Genomic DNA, 19,483 nt, shown 5'->3' with positions numbered 1-19,483 from the left:
TTGAGATAAACCGCCCGCGCCGTTCGTTCAGGCCCCCATTACGAACGCCCTTTTCCGAGCACCCGCTATGCCCCGCACGCATAAAATCGAAGACTACCGCAACTTCGGCATCATGGCGCACATCGACGCCGGTAAGACGACGACGACGGAGCGGATCCTCTACTACACCGGCAAGAGCCATAAGATCGGCGAAGTCCATGATGGCGCGGCCACCATGGACTGGATGGAGCAGGAGCAGGAGCGCGGCATCACGATCACGTCGGCCGCGACGACCGCGTTCTGGAACGACAAGCGCCTGAACATCATCGACACCCCCGGGCACGTCGACTTCACCATCGAGGTGGAGCGTTCGCTGCGGGTGCTCGACGGCGCGGTCACCGTGCTGGACGGCAACGCCGGCGTTGAGCCGCAGACCGAAACTGTCTGGCGCCAAGCCGACAAGTACAAGGTTCCGCGGATCGTCTTCGTCAACAAGATGGACAAGCTCGGCGCCGACTTCGACAAGTCGGTCGAGTCCATCCGTGACCGCCTCGGCGCCAAGGCCGTGCCGATCCAGCTGCCGATCGGTTCGGAATCCGCCCTGCGCGGCCTGGTCGACCTCGTCCGCATGAAGGCGGTGGTCTGGGACAACGACGGCCTGGGCGCGAAGTACCGCGACGAAGAGATCCCGGCTGACCTGAAGGAAAAGGCCGAGGCCGCCCGCAGCTACATGATCGAGAACGCCGTCGAGCTCGACGACGACGCGATGGAAGCCTACCTCTCGGGGGAAGAGCCGTCGCAAGAGACGATCAAGAAGTGCATCCGCAAGGCCGTGCTGACCGGCGCCTTCTACCCGATCCTCTGCGGCTCGGCGTTCAAGAACAAGGGCGTCCAGCCGCTGCTGGACGCGGTGGTCGACTACCTGCCGTCGCCGGTGGACATCCCGCCGACCAAGGGCATCGACTTCCGCACGGAAGAGCCGATCGAGCGCCGCGCGTCCGACGACGAGCCGCTCTCCATGCTCGCCTTCAAGATCATGGACGACCCGTTCGTGGGCTCGCTGACCTTCTGCCGGATCTACTCGGGCAAGATCGAGACCGGCATGGGCCTGATGAACTCGACCCGCGACCGTAAGGAACGCGTCGGCCGCATGCTGCTGATGCACTCCAACAACCGGGAAGACATCAAGGAAGCCTATGCCGGCGACATCGTCGCCCTGGCCGGCCTGAAGGACACCCGCACGGGCGACACGCTCTGCGATCCGAACAAGAACCCGGTGATCCTGGAGCGCATGGAGTTCCCGGCCCCGGTGATCGAGATCGCCGTGGAGCCCAAGTCGAAGGCCGACCAGGAAAAGCTGGGCGTCGCCCTGGCGAAGCTGGCGGCGGAAGACCCGTCCTTCACCGTCTCCACCGACCACGAGTCGGGCCAGACGATCCTGAAGGGCATGGGCGAGCTGCACCTGGACATCAAGATCGACATCCTGAAGCGCACCTACAAGGTGGAAGCCAACATCGGCGCGCCGCAGGTGGCCTATCGCGAGACCATCAGCCGCCGGGCCGAGATCGACTACACCCACAAGAAGCAGACCGGCGGCACGGGCCAGTTCGCCCGCGTGAAGCTGGTGTTCGAGCCGGGCGAGACGGGTTCGGGCTTCGTGTTCGAAAGCGCCATCGTCGGTGGCGCGGTGCCGAAGGAATACATCCCCGGCGTCGAGAAGGGCCTGACGTCCGCCAAGGACAACGGCCTGCTCGCCGGCTTCCCGGTGATCGACTTCAAGGCCACCCTGGTGGACGGCGCCTTCCACGACGTCGACTCCTCGGTGCTCGCCTTCGAAATCGCCTCCCGTGCGGCCTTCAAGGAACTGCGCGAGAAGGGCGGCGCCAAGCTGCTCGAGCCGATCATGGCTGTCGAGGTCGTGACCCCGGAAGAATACCTGGGCTCGGTGATCGGCGACCTGAACGGCCGCCGCGGCCAGATCCAGGGCCAGGACGTGCGTGGTAACGCGACCGTCATCAACGCCTTCGTCCCGCTGGCGAACATGTTCGGCTACGTGAACAACCTTCGTGGTATGTCGCAGGGCCGCGCCCAGTTCACCATGCAGTTCGACCACTACGAAGCGGTGCCGCAAGCCGTCGCCGACGAAGTGATCAAGAAGTACGCCTAAGACCATCCAACCCTAGCTAGAGGACAAGCCCGGACAGGGCTGGAGCTTGAAATGGCCAAAGAAAAGTTCGAACGGAATAAGCCGCACTGCAACATCGGCACGATTGGTCACGTTGACCATGGGAAGACGACGCTGACGGCGGCGATCACGATGACGCTGGCGAAGGCGGGTGGCGCGAAGGCGATGGCCTACGCGGACATCGACGCGGCGCCGGAAGAGAAGGCGCGGGGCATCACGATCAACACGGCGCACGTGGAGTATGAGACGGCGAACCGTCACTACGCGCACGTGGACTGCCCGGGTCACGCCGACTACGTGAAGAACATGATCACGGGCGCGGCGCAGATGGACGGCGCGATCCTGGTGGTGAGCGCGGCCGATGGTCCGATGCCGCAGACGCGGGAGCACATCCTGCTGGCGCGTCAGGTGGGCGTGCCGGCGCTGGTGGTGTTCATGAACAAGGTCGACATGGTCGACGACGAGGAGCTGCTGGACCTGGTGGAGATGGAAGTGCGCGAGCTGCTTTCGTCGTACCAGTTCCCGGGCGACGACATCCCGATCGTGAAGGGTTCGGCGCTGGCGGCGGTTGAAGGCCGCAATCCGGAGATCGGCGAGCAGCGGATCCTGGACCTGATGGCGGCGGTGGACGCCTACATCCCGCAGCCGGAGCGTCCGATCGACCTGCCGTTCCTGATGCCGGTGGAAGACGTGTTCTCGATCTCGGGCCGCGGCACGGTGGTGACGGGCCGGATTGAGAAGGGGATCGTGAAGGTCGGCGAGGAAGTCGAGATCGTCGGCATCCGTCCGGTTCAGAAGACGACCTGCACGGGCGTCGAGATGTTCCGCAAGCTGCTGGACCAGGGCCAGGCGGGCGACAACGTGGGCGTGCTGCTGCGCGGCACGAAGCGCGAGGACGTGGAGCGGGGCCAGGTGCTCTGCAAGCCGGGCTCGATCACGCCGCACACCGAGTTCATGGCGGAAGCCTACATCCTGACGAAGGAAGAGGGCGGCCGTCACACTCCGTTCTTCACGAACTACCGTCCGCAGTTCTACTTCCGGACGACGGACGTGACGGGGATCATCAAGCTGAAGGAAGGCGTGGAGATGATCATGCCCGGCGACAACGCCGAGCTGCTGGTCGAGCTGATCACGCCGATCGCCATGGACCAGGGCCTGCGCTTCGCGATCCGCGAAGGCGGCCGGACGGTCGGCGCCGGCGTCGTGGCCAAGATCATCAAGTAAGATCGCCACACGCGAACGAGACAGTAAGGCCGCCGGGGACATCCCCCCGGCGGCCTTTTCTTTTTGGGGGTCTACGGGTGCTCGAAGGTCCCGCCGAAGCCCAGCGAGCCCAGAGGGGTCTCCATCTGCAGGCCCAGGTCGCGGATCGTGTAGCCCTGCGAGATGGCGTAGATCGTCGCCACCGCCATCAGCACCACGAACACCATCGTGCCCACGGCCAGCGCCAGCACACAGAGCGCCAGGATGATCCACACTGCGGGCGGCACGGCGGCCAGCACTGCGGCGATGGAAACCGTGCCCGGGTCGGCCACCATCGCCGTCGACGTGGCCGGGAGGCCCAGCCGCGCGGTGACGAGCTCGCGGGCCTTGCGGGCGATCTCCGCCTCGGTGTTACCGACCAGTTCGCGGAAGGCCCGGGCGACGGTGGGCTCGTGCAGCCTGAACCGGATCGGCTTCTCGCCGTCGTGGATCGCCTTCATCAGTCCTACAAAGAAGGTGGCCGGCTCGAGGTACTGACGGCCGTTGATCTCGAAGATGGCGAAGTCGTTAGGGGAGGGCAGGGCCGGCAGCAGGGACGCCAGCGAGCCCAGCAGTTGCCGGAAGTCGTCGATCGCCCGATCGGCGGTGGTCTGAAGGTCCCGTCGCGCCCGGTCGGCGCCGCCCTGCAGGTCCAGAAGCGCGGTCTGGGTCGCTGCGGCCATGGCGTTGGCGGCCCGGTTCACATCCTGGACGGCGCGGCCGGCGGTGGCGGTGACCTGCGACTGGGCGGCGTCGCCGGCCTGGGTGACCGTCTGAATCACCTCGGCGGCGGCCTCGGTGATGAACTTGGCGACCTGGTCGGGCGTCGGGGCGGGGGGAGGTCTGTGATATCCCAAGGCATGGTCTGCTCCTTCCTGGCTGGGAAGCGGGAAGGGATGCGCCTGGAGTCGCGCTTAAGCTGTGACGGGAAGCTCTACCAGTATGGCGCGATTTGTGGTTCGGGCGCGCGCGACCGGATGACCGGAAAGTCATGACCGCGATTTAAGCTGCCCCGGCGGGGTCGGAGGGCTAGCTTCCCCGCCGAGACTGGACATTGGGAGAAGACGATGCGTCTTCAGTTGGCTCTTTTCGCCGCCGCGGCCGCCACCCTGGCCGCCGGCGCGGCGCAGGCGGCCTCGGTGGAGATCCGCGACGCGGTGGCCCGCGTGACGGTGATCCCGGAGAACCGCAGCGACATCAAGGTCGAGGTCGTCGCCGCCAACCCGCGGCTGCCGCTGGAGGTGCGCACGCTCGGCGACCGGACGATCATCGACGGCAACCTGGAGCGCCGCATCCGCAGCTGCAACGGCGGCGGCGACAATGTGCGCGTCACCGTGCGCGAGGTGGGCGAGGTGCCTTACGCCCAGATGCCCCAGGTGGTGATCCGCACCCCGCGCGACGTCAGCATCGACGCCGAGGGCGCGGTCTATGGCGCGGTCGGCCGCTCGGCCGCCCTCGAGCTCGAGAACGCCGGCTGCGGCGACTGGACGGTGGCCAATGTCGAGGGCCGCCTGCGCGTCAGCCAGGCTGGCTCGGGCGACACGCGCACGGGGTCCGCCGCCAGCGCCCGCCTACGCATCGCCGGCTCGGGCGACGTCTCCACCGCGGAGATCCGCGGCGGGCTGGACGTGGACATCGCCGGGTCCGGCGGCGTCAGTGTCGTCTCCGTGGCCGGCCCGCTGGACGTCTCGATCGCCGGCTCCGGCGACGTGAAGATCGCCGGCGGCAACGCCGGGCCCATGTCGGTTTCCATTGCCGGCTCCGGCGACGTGGACTTCGATGGCGTGGCCGACAGCGTGAAGGCCCGCATCGCCGGCTCCGGCGACGTGCATGTCCGCCAGGTGCGGGGCGAGATCTCCAAGACGGTGATGGGCTCGGGCTCGGTGCACGTCGGCAACTGACAGACCGTCGCGCCCCGGCGTTTTGACCCTAGGGCGCTTGACGAGTCCGAGTCGCATAGGTATTTACGCGCCTCCTGTTGGACCGGCTGTGCGCTTCGGCGCAGACGCGGCCCGCGGAACGAACCTGAGACAGTGCTAAAACCTAGCGTTTCGGGAGGCCCTCGCACGTTGCGCGCGGGCCTAAGTCGTTTGTAGCGGACTGTCGCGTAGGGGCTCTCTCGAGAGTTCCGGCTGGTCTTTGAAATGGTCGAGATCACGCGGGCGGGCCGCCGTCTGTAGGGAACGAAAAGAGCGATATGGATCGTCAGAACATCCGCATCCGCCTGAAGGCGTTCGACCACCGCGTGCTGGATCATTCCACGCGCGAGATCGTCAACACCGCCAAGCGGACCGGCGCCACCGTGCGCGGGCCTATCCCGCTGCCGACGCGCATCGAGAAATTCACCGTCAACCGTTCGCCGCACATCGACAAGAAGTCGCGCGAGCAGTTCGAAATCCGCACGCACAAGCGCGTGCTCGACATCGTCGACCCCACCCCGCAGACCGTGGACGCGCTCATGAAGCTCGACCTGTCCGCCGGCGTGGACGTCGAGATCAAGCTCTAAGGGGATCGGTCCGATGCGAACCGGCGTGATCGCCAAAAAGCTGGGTATGGCGCGCTTCTTCGACGAAGCCGGCGCCCACGTCCCGGTGACCGTGCTCAGCCTCGAGGGCTGCCAGGTCGTCGCCCAGCGCACCAAGGACAAGGACGGCTACGTCGCGCTCCAGCTCGGCGCTGGCGCGAAGAAGGCCAAGAACACCTCCAAGGCCATGCGCGGCCACTTCGCCAAGGCGGAAGTGGAGCCGAAGCGCACCGTGGCCGAGTTCCGGGTGTCGGAAGACAACCTGATCGACGTGGGCGCGGAAATCACCGCCGACCACTTCGTCCCGGGCCAGAAGGTGGACGTCACCGGCCTCACGGTCGGTAAGGGCTTCGCCGGCGCCATGAAGCGCTGGAACTTCGCTGGTCTGCGCGCCACCCACGGCGTGTCCGTGTCGCACCGTTCGCACGGTTCGACCGGCAACCGTCAGGATCCGGGTCGTACCTTCCCGGGCAAGAAGATGGCCGGCCATCTCGGCCAGGAAACCGTCACCACCCTCAACGTCACCGTCTGGCGCGTCGACACCGAGCGGAACCTGATCCTGGTGAAGGGCTCCGTGCCCGGCACCGAGGGCACGTTCGTGAAGATCCGCGACGCCATCAAGGTCGCCCTGCCGGCGGACGCCCCGAAGCCGGGCGCGTTCCGCAAGTCGGGTGAACCGACCCCGGTGGAAGCCGCGGCTGAAGAAGCCCCGGCGGAAGACGCCGCGGTGGAAGAGGCCCCGGCCGCTGAAGCGCCGGAAGCTGGGGATCAAGCGTAATGAAACTCGACGTCATCAAGCTCGACGGCGGGAAGGGCGGCTCGATCGAGCTGGCCGATGAGATCTTCGGCATCGAAGAAATCCGCGGCGACATCCTGCAGCGCGTAGTGACCTGGCAGCTGGCCAAGCGCCGCTCCGGGAACCACAAGATTCAGGTCCGCAACGAGGTCTCTCGTACGGGCAAGAAGATGTACAAGCAGAAGGGCACCGGCGGCGCCCGTCACGGCTCGCGCCGGGCGGCCCAGTTCGTCGGCGGCGCGAAGGCGCACGGCCCGGTCGTCCGCAGCCATGCGTTCGACCTACCGAAGAAGCTTCGCGCCCTGGCTCTGCGCCACGCCCTGTCGTCGAAGGCCAAGTCCGGCGCCCTGATCGTGCTGGACTCGGTCACGGTGAAGGAAGCCAAGACGGCCGCGCTGCGCGACCAGCTCGGCAAGATCGGCGTGACCCACGCGCTGGTGATCGCCGGCGCCGAGGTCGACAAGAACTTCGGCCTGGCGGCCCGCAACATCCCGAACGTGGATGTGCTGCCGAACGCCGGCCTGAACGTCTACGACGTGCTGCGTCGCAAGACCCTGGTCCTCACCAAGGACGCGGTCGAAGCGATCAACGCGCGCTTCCAGGCTAAGGAGGCCGCGTGATGGCCGAGCAACCCACCGCCCGTAACTACGACACCATCCTGTCGCCGGTGATCACCGAGAAGGCCACTCTGCTCTCGGAGCAGAACAAGGTCGTTTTCCGCGTGGCCGCCGACGCCTCCAAGGACGAGATCGCCTCGGCGGTCGAGGCGCTGTTCAAGGTCAATGTGACCAAGGTCAACACCCTGAACGTGAAGGGTAAGACCAAGCGCTTCCGCGGCATCATGGGCCGTCGTTCCGACGTCAAGAAAGCTGTCGTGACCCTGGCCGAGGGCCAGTCGATCGACATCACCACGGGGCTCTGATCCGATGGCCTTGAAGCAGTACAACCCGACGTCCCCGGGCCGGCGCCAGCTGGTCCTGGTGGACAAGTCCGAGCTCCACAAGGGCCGCCCGGAGAAGTCCCTCGTCGAGGGCCTGACCAAGTCCGGCGGTCGTGGCGGCGGTGGCCGCGTGGCCGTCCGCTTCCGCGGCGGCGGCGCCAAGCGCCTGTACCGGAAGGTCGACTTCAAGCGTCGCAAGTTCGACGTGGTCGGCACGGTCGAGCGTCTGGAGTACGACCCGAACCGCTCGGCCTTCATCGCCCTGGTGAAGTACGCCGACGGCGAGCTGGCCTACATCCTGGCTCCGCAGCGCCTCAAGGCCGGCGACAATGTGATCGCCGCCGAGAAGGCCGACGTGAAGCCGGGCAACGCCATGCCGCTGCGCGGCATGCCGATCGGCACCATCATCCACAACGTGGAGCTGAAGCCGCTGAAGGGCGGCCAGATCGCCCGCTCGGCTGGCGCCTACGCCCAGCTGGTCGGCCGCGATGCCGGCTACGCCCAGATCCGCCTGAACTCGGGCGAGCTGCGCATGGTCCCGGACAGCTGCATGGCCACGGTCGGCGCCGTGTCGAACCCGGACCACATGAACGAGGTCATGGGCAAGGCCGGCCGCGTCCGCCACAAGGGCCGTCGCCCGCACGTCCGCGGCGTCGCCATGAACCCGGTCGATCACCCCCACGGCGGCGGTGAAGGCAAGACCTCGGGCGGCCGTCACCCGGTCACCCCGTGGGGCAAGCCGACCAAGGGCTCCAAGACCCGCACCAACAAGGCGACGGACAAGTTCATCATCCGCTCGCGCCACGCTCGGAAGGCTCGCTAACCGATGACCCGCTCCGTCTGGAAAGGCCCGTTCGTCGACGGGTACCTGCTCAAGAAGGCCGAAGCCCTGCAGGGCTCGGGCCGGAAGGACGTGATCAAGACCTGGTCGCGCCGTTCCACCATCATGCCGCAGTTCGTGGGTCTCACGTTCGGCGTCCACAACGGCCAGAAGCACGTCCCCGTGCTGGTCTCGGAAGACATGGTCGGGATGAAGCTCGGTGAGTTCGCGCCCACCCGCTACTTCCCGGGCCACGCGGCCGACAAGAAGGCCAAGAGGAAGTAAGCATGTCCAAGCAAGCGAAAGCACGCCGGCTGAAGGGCATCGAGGCGATGGCGAAGGTGACGACCCTTCGCACCAGCCCGCGTAAGCTCAACCTGGTCGCCCAGTCGATCCGCGGCCTCAAGGTCCAGCGGGCCCTGAACGAGCTGGAGTTCAGCCACAAGCGCATCGCCCGCGATGTGCGCAAGGCGCTCTACTCGGCGATCTCGAACGCCGAGAACAACCACAACCTCGACATCGACAACCTGATCGTCGCCGAGGCCTTCGTGGGCAAGAACCTGGTGATGAAGCGCTTCGCCGCCCGTGCGCGCGGTCGTGCTTCTCGCATCGAAAAGCCGTTCTCCGAGATCACAATCGTGGTCCGTGAGCTGGGTGAGGCCGCCTGATGGGTCAGAAAGTCAATCCGGTCGGGCTCCGTCTCGGCATCAACCGCACCTGGGACAGCCGTTGGTTCGCCGACGGCGCCGAGTACGGCAAGCTGCTGCACGCCGACATCAAGATCCGTCGCACGCTGAAGAAGCGCCTGTACCAGGCCGGCGTCTCGCGGATCGTCATCGAGCGTCCGCACAAGAAGTGCCGCATCACCATCTATGCCGCGCGCCCCGGCGTGATCATCGGCAAGAAGGGCGCGGACATCGAGAAGCTGCGCAAGGACGTGGCGGTGATGGCCGGCGGCGCCGATGTTCACCTGAACATCGTCGAGATCCGCAAGCCGGAAACCGACGCCCAGCTGATCGCCGAGAACATCGCCCAGCAGCTCGAGCGCCGCGTGGCCTTCCGCCGCGCCATGAAGCGCTCGATGCAGTCGGCGATGCGCCTGGGCTCCAAGGGTGTCCGGATCAACGTTTCGGGCCGCCTAGGCGGCGCGGAAATCGCCCGCATGGAGTGGTATCGCGAAGGTCGCGTGCCGCTGCACACCCTGCGCGCCGACGTGGACTACGGCTTCACCGAAGCCAAGACCACCTACGGCATCATCGGTGTGAAGGTGTGGGTGTTCAAAGGTGAAGTGCTCGAGCACGACCCGATGGCTCTCGACAAGCGCCTGGCCGGCGAAAGCGGCCCGGCCGGCGAGGGTGGCGGCCGTGACCGTGGCGACCGTCCGGACCGTGGCCCGCGCCGCGAGCGCCGCGGCGAGCCGCAGAACGCTTAAGGGTCGGAAGAATGCTTTCCCCGAAGAAGACCAAGTACCGCAAGCAGTTCAAGGGCAAGATCCATGGCGTTGCGAAGGGCGGCTTCACGCTGAACTTCGGCTCCTACGGTCTGAAGTCCGTTGAGCCCGAGCGGATCACCGCGCGCCAGATCGAAGCCGCCCGCCGGGCGATCACGCGCCAGATGAAGCGTCAGGGCCGGGTCTGGATCCGGATCTTCCCGGACGTTCCGGTGACCGACAAGCCGGCCGAAGTGCGGATGGGTAAGGGTAAGGGCTCGGTCGAGTACTGGGCCGCCCGCGTCCACCCGGGCCGGATCATGTTCGAAATCGACGGCGTGCCGGACGATGTGGCCCGTGAAGCCCTGCGCCTCGGCGCGGCGAAGCTTCCGGTGAAGACCCGCATCGTCACGCGTATCGACGCCGCCGCCGCGGAGCACGCGTGATGAAGATCGAAGACGTCCGGGGCCTGACCCCCGACCAGCTGGCCGAACAGCTCGTCAACCTGAAGAAGGAGCAGTTCAACCTGCGCTTCCAGAAGGCGACCGGCCAGGTGGAAAAGACCCACCGCGTGGGCGAGGTGCGCAAGGCTATCGCGCGCATCAAGACCGTCCTGCGCGCCAAGCAGGCTCAGGCCTGAGGAGATACGGATAATGCCGAAGCGAATTCTCGAAGGCGTTGTCGTCTCCGACAAGGGCGACAAGACGGTGGTCGTGAAGGTCGAACGGACCTTCCTGCACCCGGTGCTGAAGAAGACCGTCCGCCGGTCGAAGAAGTACCACGCCCATGACGAGGCGAATGCCGTGAAGGCCGGCGAGGTCGTGCGCATCCAAGAGTGCGCGCCCAAGTCGAAGACCAAAACCTGGGAAGTGCTGCCTGCGGGCGGTGCGTCCCAAGAAGCCTAAGGATCTGAATCCATGATCCAGATGCAAACTAACCTGGACGTCGCCGACAATTCCGGCGCCCGCCGGGTCATGTGCATCAAGGTGCTGGGCGGCGCGAAGCGCCGCTACGCCTCGGTGGGCGACCGCATTGTCGTGTCCGTGAAGGAAGCGATCCCGCGCGGCCGGGTGAAGAAGGGTGACGTGCTGCAGGCGATCGTCGTGCGCACCAGCCAGGCGATCAAGCGCAAGGATGGCTCGGTCATCCGGTTCGACAAGAACGCCGCCGTGATCGTGAACAAGCAAGGCGAGCCGATCGGCACCCGTATCTTCGGGCCGGTGCCTCGCGAACTGCGTGCGAAGAACCACATGAAGGTCATTTCGCTCGCCCCCGAGGTGCTGTGATGGCTGCCAAGATTCGCAAGGGGGACCGCGTCGTGGTCCTCGCCGGCAAGGATAAGGGCCGTCAGGGCGCCGTCCTGAAAGTCTTCCCGAAGGAAGAGCGCGTGCTCGTGGAAGGCCTGAACATGGTTCAGCGCCACACCCGTCCCTCGCAGCTCGACCCGCAGGGCGGCATCAAGAACAAGGAAGCGCCGCTTCACGTGTCGAACGTGGCCGTGGTCGATTCCGCCGGCAAGCCGACCCGCGTCGGTTTCCGCGTGGAAGGCGACAAGAAGGTCCGTTTCGCCAAGACGACCGGCGAGGTGATCTCCAATGGCTGACCAAGCTTACGAACCCCGGCTGAAGACCGAGTATCGCCAGCGCATCCGCAAGGCGATGAAGGACCAGTTCGGCTACACCAACGAGATGCAGATCCCCAAGCTGGACAAGATCGTCCTGAACATGGGTGTCGGCGAGGCCGTCGGTGACTCCAAGAAGATCCAGGCGGCCCTGGCCGACCTGACGAAGATCGCGGGCCAGAAGCCGGTGCCGACCAAGGCCCGTACGTCCATCGCCGGCTTCAAGCTGCGCGAAGGCATGACGATCGGCGCCAAGGTCACCCTTCGCCAGGACCGGATGTACGAGTTCCTGGACCGGCTGATCACGATCGCGCTGCCGCGCGTGAAGGACTTCCGGGGCCTGAAGCCCACCTCGTTCGACGGCCGTGGCAACTACGCCATGGGTCTCAAGGAGCACATCGTGTTCCCGGAGATCAACTACGACCAGATCGAACAGATGTGGGGCATGGACATCATCGTCGCCACGACTGCGAAGACCGATGACGAAGCGCGAGCGCTTCTCAAGGAATTCCAGTTCCCGTTCGTGCAAGCGTAACGGGAAGGAAAGAGCACATGGCCAAGAAAAGCGCCGTCAACCGTAACGAACGCGTCAAGCAGCTCGTCAAGCAATACGCCACCAAGCGCGATGCGCTGAAGGCGATCGCCAACGACGAGAGCCTGCCGCTCGAAGAACGTTTCGAAGCCCGGCTGAAGCTCGCGGAGCTGCCGCGCAACTCGTCCAAGACCCGCATCCGTAACCGGTGCGAAGTCACGGGCCGCCCGCGCGCCTACTACCGCAAGCTGAAGATGAGCCGGATCTCCCTGCGCGACCTCGGTTCGCACGGGCTGATCCCCGGCCTCGTCAAGTCGAGCTGGTAAGGGGAAGGTCACATGGTCAACGACCCCATTGGCGACCTGATCGCCCGTATCAAGAACGCCGCCGAGCGCGGCCGTTCCAAGGTCTCCACGCCGGCTTCGCGGATGCGTGCGCGCGTCCTCGACGTCCTGGCCGACGAGGGCTACATCCGCGGCTACCACCTGGTGGAGAAGCCGGGTGCGTTCCCCGAGTTCGAGATCGAGCTGAAGTACTTCGATGGCCAGCCGGTCATCGTGGAGATCAGCCGCGTCTCGAAGCCGGGCCGTCGCGTCTATTCGTCGATCAAGGACCTGAAGCCCGTGAAGAACGGCCTCGGGATCTCGATCCTGTCGACGCCCAAGGGCGTCATGTCGGACACCGCGGCGCGTGACGCCAACGTGGGCGGCGAAGTGCTCTGCCGGGTCTACTAAGATGTCGCGGATCGGAAAAAAGGCGGTCGCCGTCCCCAATGGGGTCACGGTGACCCTCGACGGCCAGACCGTCTCGGTGAAGGGGCCCAAGGGCCAACTCGCCTGGACCGTGCCGGACGAGATCGAAGTCCGCCAGGAAGGCGCCGAGCTCCTGGTCGCCAAGCGCGTGGAGAACACCCGCGCGCAGGCGATGTGGGGCCTGTCCCGCACCCTGGTGAACAACATGGTGGTGGGCGTGACCACGGGCTACGAGCGCAAGCTCGAACTCGTGGGCGTCGGTTACCGGGCGGCGATGAAGGGCCAGGCGCTCTCCATGCAGCTCGGCTTCAGCCACGACGTCGACGTGCCGGCCCCGCAGGGCGTCACGTTCGCCGTGCCGAAGCAGACCGAGATCACCATCTCGGGCATCGACAAGCAGCTGGTCGGCGAGACCGCGGCGCGCATCCGCCGCATCCGTCCGCCCGAGCCCTACAAGGGCAAGGGCGTGCGTTACGCCGGCGAGACCGTCCGCCGCAAAGAAGGCAAGAAGAAGTAAGCCATGGCGCTCACCCCTCGCGACTCCTCCAAGCGCCGCGCGCAGCGCAACCGCACCCGCCTCCGCAAGGTTGCGGCCGGTCGCCCGCGTCTGTCGGTGTTCCGTTCGTCCAAGAACATCTACGCCCAGGTCATCGATGATGAGCGCGGCGTGACCCTGGCTGCGGCCTCGTCCCTCGAAGGCGGCGAGAACAAGCAGAAGGGCGCCGACAAGGACGCCGCCGCCCGCGTCGGCGCGCTGGTCGCCCAGCGCGCGATGGAAAAGGGCGTGAAGGCCGTGGTCTTCGACCGCGGCGGCTACCTCTATCACGGCCGGGTCAAGGCCCTGGCTGACGCCGCGCGCGAAGCCGGCCTGGATTTCTAAGGAACGATCATGGCTCGCAGGAACGAAGAGCGCGGCGATCGTCGCAATCGCGAAGAAGAACGCGACAGCGAAATCGTCGAGAAGCTGGTGCACATCAACCGCGTCGCCGCCACCGTGAAGGGTGGCCGTCGCTTCTCGTTCGCCGCCCTGATGGTGGTCGGCGATCAGAAGGGCCGCGTGGGCTTCGGTCACGGCAAGGCGCGTGAAGTGCCGGAAGCCATCCGCAAGGCGACCGAAGAAGCGAAGAAGTCGATGATCCGCGTGCCGCTGCGCGAATCCCGCACGCTGCACCACGACGGCAACGGCCGTTGGGGCGCCGGCAAGGTGATGGTCCGTGCGGCTCCGGCCGGTACGGGCGTGATCGCCGGCGGTCCGATGCGCGCGGTGCTGGAAACCCTGGGCGTCCAGGACGTGGTCGGCAAGTCGGTCGGCTCGTCCAACCCCTACAACATGGTGCGCGCGACCTTTGAGGCGCTGAAGGCCCAGTCTTCGCCCCGCCAGGTCGCGGCCAAGCGCGGCAAGAAGGTCTCCGACGTGATCGGCCGCCGCGCCGACGGCGCCTCGGCGGCTGCGGCCGCCGCGGATGCGGAAGGATAAGTTCTGATGGCTACTGTCACCGTTCGTCAGACCGGCAGCCCGATCCGCCGGACCAAGGACCAGCGCGCCACGCTCGCCGGTCTCAAGCTGAACCGCGTCGGCCGCGTGTCGACGCTCGAGGACACTCCCTCCGTGCGGGGCATGATCGCCAAGGTCGCCCACATGGTGGAGATCGTCGAGTAGGACGGCTTGCGGACTTCCGTCACGGAAGCTCCACGAAATAAGTCGAGGGGGTTGCATCCGCCGCTCTGGCAGGGTTCAACCCCCTCGATCCGTTTTGGCCCCGAGCCTCTGAGCCGGGGAGGGGCCGTACATCCGCCGAGTCGGGGCATCCGCCCTGGCGCCAGATCTCCAAGGAGAGGCACATGACCAAGCTCAACGAACTTTCCCCGCGCGAAGGCTCCACCAAGGGCCGCATGCGCGTCGGCCGCGGCCCGGGCTCGGGCAAGGGCAAGACCGGCGGCCGCGGCGTGAAGGGCCAGAAGTCCCGTTCGGGCGTCGCGATCCACGGCTTCGAAGGCGGCCAGATGCCGCTGCACATGCGGATGCCGAAGCGCGGATTCAACAATCCGTTCGCCAAGGAGTTCGCGGAAGTGAACCTGTGGCGCATCGAGCAGGCGATCGCCGCCGGCAAGCTCGACGCCAAGCAGGCGATCGATGCCGAGGCCCTGGTGAAGTCGGGCGTCGTGCGCCGCGCCAAGGACGGCGTGAAGCTGCTGGGCAAGGGCGAGCTGAAGTCGAAGATCGACATCACCGTCTATTCGGCCACCGCCTCGGCCCGCGCGGCCGTTGAAAAGGCGGGCGGCAAGCTCACCACCACCAAGCCGGAAGCCGCGGCGGAAGCCTAAGGCCTCGACCTGCGACCATCCCGGCCTCGCTTAAGGGGTCGGGGTGTCCTATCTGAGCAGGACCACGAGTCAGGGGATACGGTGAATGGCTTCGGCCGCTGAGCAGCTCGCCGCCAATATGAACTTCGGCGCCTTTTCGAAGGCGACGGAGCTTCACAAGCGCATCATGTTCACGCTTGGTGCGATGATCGTCTACCGGCTGGGGTGTTACATCCCCATCCCCGGTATCGACCCGGTCGCCCTCCAGCAGGCCTTCCAGGGCCAGGCTCAGGGCATCTTGGGCATGTTCAACATGTTCTCGGGCGGCGCCGTCGAGCGGATGGCCATCTTCGCCCTGAACGTGATGCCGTACATCTCGGCCTCGATCATCGTCCAGCTGCTCGGCACGGTCTATCCGCCGTGGGAGAAGCTCCGGAAGGAAGGCGGGGAGGCGGGGCGCAAGACGCTCAACCAGTACACCCGCTACCTGACGGTCGTGCTGGCGGTCTTCCAGTCCTTTGGGATCGCCATGGGCCTGGCCAATTCGCCGGGCCTGGTGGACACCCCCGGGCCGTTCTTCGTGATCGCCACCGTCGTCACGCTGACGGGCGGCACCATGTTCCTGATGTGGCTGGGCGAGCAGATCACCAGCCGCGGCGTGGGCAACGGCATCAGCCTGATCATCTTCGCCGGCATTGTCGCGGTCCTGCCGCGCTACATCGCCCAGGCGTTCAGCATGACCCGGACGGGCGCGATGAGCGGCGGCGCGCTGCTGCTGATCGCCGTCCTGATCGTCGCCGTGACCGTCGCCATCGTCTTCGTGGAGCGCTCCCAGCGCCGGCTGCTCGTGCAGTATCCGAAGCGCCAGCAGGGCAACCGGATGTTCGGCGGCGACACCTCGTTCCTGCCGCTCAAGATCAACACCGCCGGCGTCATTCCGCCGATCTTCGCCTCGTCGCTGCTGCTGCTGCCGACGACGGTGATGGGCTTCGCCGCCCAGGGCGACCTGCCGGCCTGGCTGCAGTGGCTGCCGGCCGCGACCGGCCAGCTGCAGCACGGCCGCCCGCTGTTCATGGTGCTCTACGGCCTGCTGATCATCTTCTTCGCGTTCTTCTACACCTCGGTCGTGTTCAATCCGGACGACACCGCGGAGAACCTGCGGAAGTACGGCGGCTTCCTGCCGGGCATCCGGCCGGGCAAGCGGACGGCGGAGTACCTGGACTTCGTGCTGACCCGGCTCACGGTGATCGGCGCGGCCTACATCACGATCGTCTGCCTCCTGCCTGAGGCGTTGATCGGCTTCTACAACGTCTCCTTCTACCTGGGCGGCACCTCGATCCTCATCGTGGTGAGCGTGACAATGGATACGGTGACCCAGATCCAGTCGCACCTGCTGGCCCACCAGTACGAAGGCCTCATCAAGAAATCCAAGCTGCGGGGGATGCGCGGCCGCTAGCGGCCGTCGCCAGAGGAGCGAGCCGGCCCCGCCAAGAGGGCCGGCGCGGAGGGGCGCTGATGAATCTGATCCTGTTCGGGCCGCCGGCGGCGGGGAAGGGCACCCAGGCGAAGCGCCTGGTGGAGACCCGCAACATGGTGCAGCTGTCCACCGGGGACATGCTGCGCGCGGCGATCGCCTCGGGCTCGGAGCTCGGCCAGCGCGTCTCCGGCATCATGGAGCGCGGCGAGCTGGTCTCGGACGAGATCGTCGTTGAGCTGATCGAAAGCCGGCTCCCCGAGGCCGAGGCCGCTGGCGGGGCGATCTTCGACGGCTTCCCGCGTACGCTCGCCCAGGCCGAGGCGCTGGACCGCATGCTCGAGGGCCGCGGCCGCAAGATCGACCTAGTGGTCCGTCTGAAGGTCGATGACGATGTGCTTACCCAGCGGATCGCCGGCCGTTTCGCCGAGAGCGGCCGTCCCGACGACAACCCGGAAAGCTTCAAGGTCCGCCTGCAGGCTTACAACAGGCAGACCGCGCCGCTGCTGCCCTACTACGAGGACGCCGGCAAGCTGGTCGAGGTCGATGGCATGGGCGCGATCGACGAGGTGGCCAGCGCCATCGATTCGGCCCTCGACGGCGCCAAGGCCTGATCTGGAGGGCGCTCGCGCGCTCGTATTTTTCCCTGTTCGTCCGAGGCTTTGCGCCGCAATTGCGCGCGCCCGGCGCTTCATGCATCCTCTTAACCATCCCCGGGGGAGCCGGGCGATGGCGGGGTGTCTCGACGACGCAAGGGCGGGCTCTTGCGGTGGAGACATTTCGTTCACAAATAGGCGCATTCCGCATTGACGGAGGCGCCCCGATCCATATAACGAAGCGCTTCCGCGAAAGAGCGCGAAGGACGCGCCGGCCTGTGCCTTTGGGCGAAGGGGGCCGGGGCGCCGTTCGCGCTTCTATTGCGTGATCAGGAGAATTCTACACGTGGCCCGTATCGCTGGCGTCAACATCCCCACCAACAAGCGCGTCGTGATCGCGCTGCAGTACATCCATGGCATCGGCGCGGCGAAAGCCCGTGAGATTGTCCAGAAGGTCGGCATCGAGGACGCCCGGCGCGTCAATCAGCTGACCGACCAGGAAGTCCTGCAGATCCGCGAAGCCATCGACCGCGACTACATGGTCGAAGGCGATCTGCGCCGCGAGACCGCCGTCAACATCAAGCGTCTGATGGACCTGGCCTGCTACCGCGGCCTGCGTCACCGCAAGGGCCTGCCGGTCCGCGGCCAGCGCACGCACACCAACGCCCGCACCCGCAAGGGTCCCGCCAAGCCGATCGCCGGCAAGAAGAAGTAAGAGAGCGTATCTCCGATGGCTAAGGAACCGGCGCGCGTCAAACGCCGCGAGCGCAAGAACATCACCTCGGGCGTGGCGCACGTGAACGCCTCGTTCAACAACACCATGATCACCATCACCGACGCCCAGGGGAACACGATCTCCTGGTCGAGCGCCGGCATGATGGGCTTCAAGGGCTCCCGGAAGTCGACCCCGTACGCCGCCCAGATGGCGGCCGAGGACGCCGGCCGGAAGGCCGCCGAGCACGGCGTGAAGACCCTGGAAGTGAACGTCTCCGGTCCCGGTTCGGGCCGTGAGTCGGCGCTTCGGGCCCTTCAGGCCGTCGGCATGACGATCACCACCATCCGCGATGTCACTCCGATCCCGCACAACGGCTGCCGGCCGCCGAAGCGCCGGCGCGTCTGAGTAACAAAGTACTGCAATTCAAGGCGCCGGACCGCGTTCGCGGCCGGCGATCCTGCGTTCCGAGGGACACCCATCCGTGATCGAAAGAAACTGGAACGAGCTCATCCGTCCCGAGAAGCCGCAGATCGAGACCGGCGCCGACGCCAGCCGCAAGGCGCGTTTGGTGGCCGAGCCCCTCGAGCGCGGCTTCGGGGTGACGCTGGGCAACAGCCTGCGCCGCGTTCTCCTGTCCTCGCTGCAAGGCGCGGCGGTGACGGCGGTTCAGATCGACGGCGTCGTGCACGAATTCTCGTCGCTGGAAGGCGTGCGTGAGGACGTCGTCGACATCGTCCTGAACATCAAGCAGCTGGCCGTGCGCATGCACGCCGAGGGCCCGAAGCGCATGACGCTCCGCGCCACCGGCCCGGGCGCCGTCACTGCCGGGCAGATCGAAGCCCCGTCCGACATCGAGATCCTGAACCCCGACCACGTGCTCTGCACGCTGGACGACGGCGCCAACGTGCGCATGGAGTTCACGGTCAACACCGGCAAGGGCTACGTGGCCGCCGAGATGAACCGTCCGGAAGACGCCCCGATCGGCCTGATCGCCGTCGATGCGCTCTATTCGCCGGTCAAGCGCGTCGCCTACCGCGTCGAGCCGACCCGCCAGGGCCAGAGCCTCGACTACGACAAGCTGATCATGGAAGTGGAGACCAACGGCGCGGTCAGCCCCGTTGACGCCGTGGCCTACGCCGCGCGCATCCTCCAGGACCAGCTGCAGATCTTCATCACCTTCGAAGAGCCGAAGAAGAAGGTCGAAGGCGAGGCCAAGCCGGAACTGCCGTTCAACCCGGCGCTGCTGAAGAAGGTCGACGAGCTCGAGCTGTCGGTCCGTTCGGCCAACTGCCTGAAGAACGACAACATCGTCTACATCGGCGACCTCATCCAGAAGACCGAAGCCGAGATGCTTCGCACGCCGAACTTCGGCCGGAAGTCCCTGAACGAGATCAAGGAAGTCCTCGCCGGCATGGGCCTGCACCTCGGCATGGACGTGCCGAACTGGCCGCCGGAGAACATCGAAGAGCTGGCGAAGAAGTTCGAAGACCAGATGTAAGAAGCTACCGCGCCGCTCCGGGCCGCTTCCGCGGTCCGGGTCCGACGAAGCCGCACCAGCGGTGGAGGGCCCCGGC

At 66.4% G+C, this 19,483-nt stretch carries 30 protein-coding genes; 29 read left to right on the top strand and 1 reads right to left on the bottom strand.

Translation table 11 applies throughout. The annotated features are described in order from the left end of the window. Window positions 1-67 precede the first annotated feature (67 nt). Together fusA and tuf are read left to right on the top strand one after the other, a co-directional pair. A complete protein-coding gene (gene fusA, locus LRS04_RS23160) occupies window positions 68-2,146 on the top strand; it encodes an elongation factor G (protein WP_257818417.1) in 2,079 nt (692 codons plus the stop codon). Window positions 2,147-2,197: 51 nt separating this feature from the next. Continuing rightward, complete coding sequence (gene tuf, locus LRS04_RS23155; RefSeq protein WP_257818416.1) at window positions 2,198-3,388, top strand: elongation factor Tu; 1,191 nt, start codon at window positions 2,198-2,200, stop codon at window positions 3,386-3,388. Between the two features lie 71 nt (window positions 3,389-3,459). On the opposite strand, the gene LRS04_RS23150 is transcribed toward tuf, so the two are convergent. Beyond that, window positions 3,460-4,263 (bottom strand): hypothetical protein, encoded by an 804-nt coding sequence (locus tag LRS04_RS23150; RefSeq protein WP_257818414.1) that lies wholly within the window; start codon window positions 4,261-4,263, stop codon window positions 3,460-3,462. A 210-nt stretch (window positions 4,264-4,473) separates the two neighbouring features. Between LRS04_RS23150 and LRS04_RS23145 the strand changes: the two genes are divergently transcribed. The 27 genes from LRS04_RS23145 (at window position 4,474) to LRS04_RS23015 (ending at window position 19,407) form a co-directional block, all read left to right on the top strand. Continuing rightward, on the top strand, window positions 4,474-5,307 hold the full coding sequence (locus tag LRS04_RS23145; RefSeq protein ID WP_257818412.1) for a DUF2807 domain-containing protein: 834 nt from the start codon (window positions 4,474-4,476) through the stop codon (window positions 5,305-5,307). 296 nt (window positions 5,308-5,603) lie between these two features. Next, window positions 5,604-5,912 (top strand): 30S ribosomal protein S10, encoded by a 309-nt coding sequence (gene rpsJ / locus LRS04_RS23140; RefSeq protein ID WP_012521787.1) that lies wholly within the window; start codon window positions 5,604-5,606, stop codon window positions 5,910-5,912. Between the two features lie 13 nt (window positions 5,913-5,925). Continuing rightward, entirely contained in the window at window positions 5,926-6,708 is a 783-nt protein-coding gene (rplC, locus tag LRS04_RS23135; RefSeq protein WP_257818410.1) for a 50S ribosomal protein L3, read from the top strand. After that, on the top strand, window positions 6,708-7,346 hold the full coding sequence (gene rplD, locus LRS04_RS23130) for a 50S ribosomal protein L4 (RefSeq protein WP_257818409.1): 639 nt from the start codon (window positions 6,708-6,710) through the stop codon (window positions 7,344-7,346). The genes rplC and rplD overlap by 1 nt, the downstream gene beginning before the upstream one ends. Then, window positions 7,346-7,648: a 50S ribosomal protein L23 gene (locus LRS04_RS23125; RefSeq protein ID WP_257818408.1), complete on the top strand. Its 303-nt coding sequence runs from the start codon at window positions 7,346-7,348 to the stop codon at window positions 7,646-7,648. Before rplD ends, LRS04_RS23125 begins: the two co-directional genes overlap by 1 nt. A 4-nt stretch (window positions 7,649-7,652) precedes the next feature. After that, complete coding sequence (rplB, locus tag LRS04_RS23120; protein WP_257818407.1) at window positions 7,653-8,489, top strand: 50S ribosomal protein L2; 837 nt, start codon at window positions 7,653-7,655, stop codon at window positions 8,487-8,489. Window positions 8,490-8,492: 3 nt separating this feature from the next. Continuing rightward, window positions 8,493-8,771, top strand: a complete 279-nt coding sequence (gene rpsS, locus LRS04_RS23115) for a 30S ribosomal protein S19 (protein WP_257818406.1) — start codon at window positions 8,493-8,495, stop codon at window positions 8,769-8,771. A gap of 2 nt (window positions 8,772-8,773) precedes the next feature. Then, window positions 8,774-9,154, top strand: a complete 381-nt coding sequence (gene rplV, locus LRS04_RS23110) for a 50S ribosomal protein L22 (protein ID WP_257818405.1) — start codon at window positions 8,774-8,776, stop codon at window positions 9,152-9,154. Beyond that, entirely contained in the window at window positions 9,154-9,918 is a 765-nt protein-coding gene (gene rpsC, locus LRS04_RS23105) for a 30S ribosomal protein S3 (protein WP_257818404.1), read from the top strand. Before rplV ends, rpsC begins: the two co-directional genes overlap by 1 nt. A gap of 11 nt (window positions 9,919-9,929) precedes the next feature. Continuing rightward, window positions 9,930-10,361, top strand: coding sequence for a 50S ribosomal protein L16 (gene rplP, locus LRS04_RS23100; RefSeq protein WP_257818403.1), 432 nt, complete (start codon window positions 9,930-9,932; stop codon window positions 10,359-10,361). After that, window positions 10,361-10,555, top strand: coding sequence for a 50S ribosomal protein L29 (gene rpmC / locus LRS04_RS23095; RefSeq protein ID WP_257818402.1), 195 nt, complete (start codon window positions 10,361-10,363; stop codon window positions 10,553-10,555). The genes rplP and rpmC overlap by 1 nt, the downstream gene beginning before the upstream one ends. A 13-nt stretch (window positions 10,556-10,568) precedes the next feature. Beyond that, entirely contained in the window at window positions 10,569-10,820 is a 252-nt protein-coding gene (rpsQ, locus tag LRS04_RS23090; protein WP_257818400.1) for a 30S ribosomal protein S17, read from the top strand. 12 nt (window positions 10,821-10,832) lie between these two features. Next, a complete protein-coding gene (gene rplN, locus LRS04_RS23085) occupies window positions 10,833-11,201 on the top strand; it encodes a 50S ribosomal protein L14 (RefSeq protein ID WP_257818398.1) in 369 nt (122 codons plus the stop codon). Next, window positions 11,201-11,518 (top strand): 50S ribosomal protein L24, encoded by a 318-nt coding sequence (rplX, locus tag LRS04_RS23080; RefSeq protein WP_257818396.1) that lies wholly within the window; start codon window positions 11,201-11,203, stop codon window positions 11,516-11,518. The genes rplN and rplX overlap by 1 nt, the downstream gene beginning before the upstream one ends. Next, complete coding sequence (gene rplE, locus LRS04_RS23075; RefSeq protein WP_257818393.1) at window positions 11,511-12,071, top strand: 50S ribosomal protein L5; 561 nt, start codon at window positions 11,511-11,513, stop codon at window positions 12,069-12,071. Before rplX ends, rplE begins: the two co-directional genes overlap by 8 nt. Window positions 12,072-12,088: 17 nt before the next feature. Beyond that, complete coding sequence (gene rpsN, locus LRS04_RS23070; RefSeq protein WP_257818392.1) at window positions 12,089-12,394, top strand: 30S ribosomal protein S14; 306 nt, start codon at window positions 12,089-12,091, stop codon at window positions 12,392-12,394. Between the two features lie 12 nt (window positions 12,395-12,406). Further along, window positions 12,407-12,802: a 30S ribosomal protein S8 gene (rpsH, locus tag LRS04_RS23065; protein WP_257818391.1), complete on the top strand. Its 396-nt coding sequence runs from the start codon at window positions 12,407-12,409 to the stop codon at window positions 12,800-12,802. A 1-nt stretch (window position 12,803) separates the two neighbouring features. Next, window positions 12,804-13,337, top strand: a complete 534-nt coding sequence (rplF, locus tag LRS04_RS23060) for a 50S ribosomal protein L6 (protein ID WP_257818390.1) — start codon at window positions 12,804-12,806, stop codon at window positions 13,335-13,337. 3 nt (window positions 13,338-13,340) lie between these two features. Then, window positions 13,341-13,700, top strand: a complete 360-nt coding sequence (rplR, locus tag LRS04_RS23055; RefSeq protein ID WP_257818387.1) for a 50S ribosomal protein L18 — start codon at window positions 13,341-13,343, stop codon at window positions 13,698-13,700. A 9-nt stretch (window positions 13,701-13,709) separates the two neighbouring features. Continuing rightward, window positions 13,710-14,297: a 30S ribosomal protein S5 gene (gene rpsE, locus LRS04_RS23050; protein ID WP_257818386.1), complete on the top strand. Its 588-nt coding sequence runs from the start codon at window positions 13,710-13,712 to the stop codon at window positions 14,295-14,297. Between the two features lie 6 nt (window positions 14,298-14,303). Further along, window positions 14,304-14,480 carry a 50S ribosomal protein L30 gene (rpmD, locus tag LRS04_RS23045; RefSeq protein WP_257818384.1) on the top strand — a complete coding sequence of 59 codons (177 nt, stop codon included), beginning with the start codon at window positions 14,304-14,306 and terminating at the stop codon, window positions 14,478-14,480. Between the two features lie 182 nt (window positions 14,481-14,662). Beyond that, entirely contained in the window at window positions 14,663-15,145 is a 483-nt protein-coding gene (gene rplO / locus LRS04_RS23040; RefSeq protein ID WP_257818382.1) for a 50S ribosomal protein L15, read from the top strand. Window positions 15,146-15,230: 85 nt separating this feature from the next. Next, complete coding sequence (gene secY, locus LRS04_RS23035; RefSeq protein ID WP_257818380.1) at window positions 15,231-16,580, top strand: preprotein translocase subunit SecY; 1,350 nt, start codon at window positions 15,231-15,233, stop codon at window positions 16,578-16,580. A gap of 59 nt (window positions 16,581-16,639) precedes the next feature. Beyond that, a complete protein-coding gene (locus LRS04_RS23030) occupies window positions 16,640-17,212 on the top strand; it encodes an adenylate kinase (protein WP_257818379.1) in 573 nt (190 codons plus the stop codon). Between the two features lie 328 nt (window positions 17,213-17,540). After that, the gene (rpsM, locus tag LRS04_RS23025) at window positions 17,541-17,909 is read left to right on the top strand and encodes a 30S ribosomal protein S13 (RefSeq protein WP_257818377.1); all 369 of its coding nucleotides are present in this window, start codon (window positions 17,541-17,543) and stop codon (window positions 17,907-17,909) included. A 15-nt stretch (window positions 17,910-17,924) separates the two neighbouring features. Then, window positions 17,925-18,314: a 30S ribosomal protein S11 gene (gene rpsK / locus LRS04_RS23020; protein WP_056018114.1), complete on the top strand. Its 390-nt coding sequence runs from the start codon at window positions 17,925-17,927 to the stop codon at window positions 18,312-18,314. 76 nt (window positions 18,315-18,390) lie between these two features. Then, window positions 18,391-19,407, top strand: a complete 1,017-nt coding sequence (locus LRS04_RS23015) for a DNA-directed RNA polymerase subunit alpha (RefSeq protein WP_257818375.1) — start codon at window positions 18,391-18,393, stop codon at window positions 19,405-19,407. The last annotated feature ends 76 nt before the right edge of the window (window positions 19,408-19,483 follow it).

It is taken from the genome of Phenylobacterium sp. J367, assembly GCF_024699985.1.
Taxonomy (GTDB): domain Bacteria; phylum Pseudomonadota; class Alphaproteobacteria; order Caulobacterales; family Caulobacteraceae; genus Phenylobacterium.
Note: the sequence above shows the minus strand (reverse complement) of the source record. Positions and strands in the feature narration are given on the sequence as shown.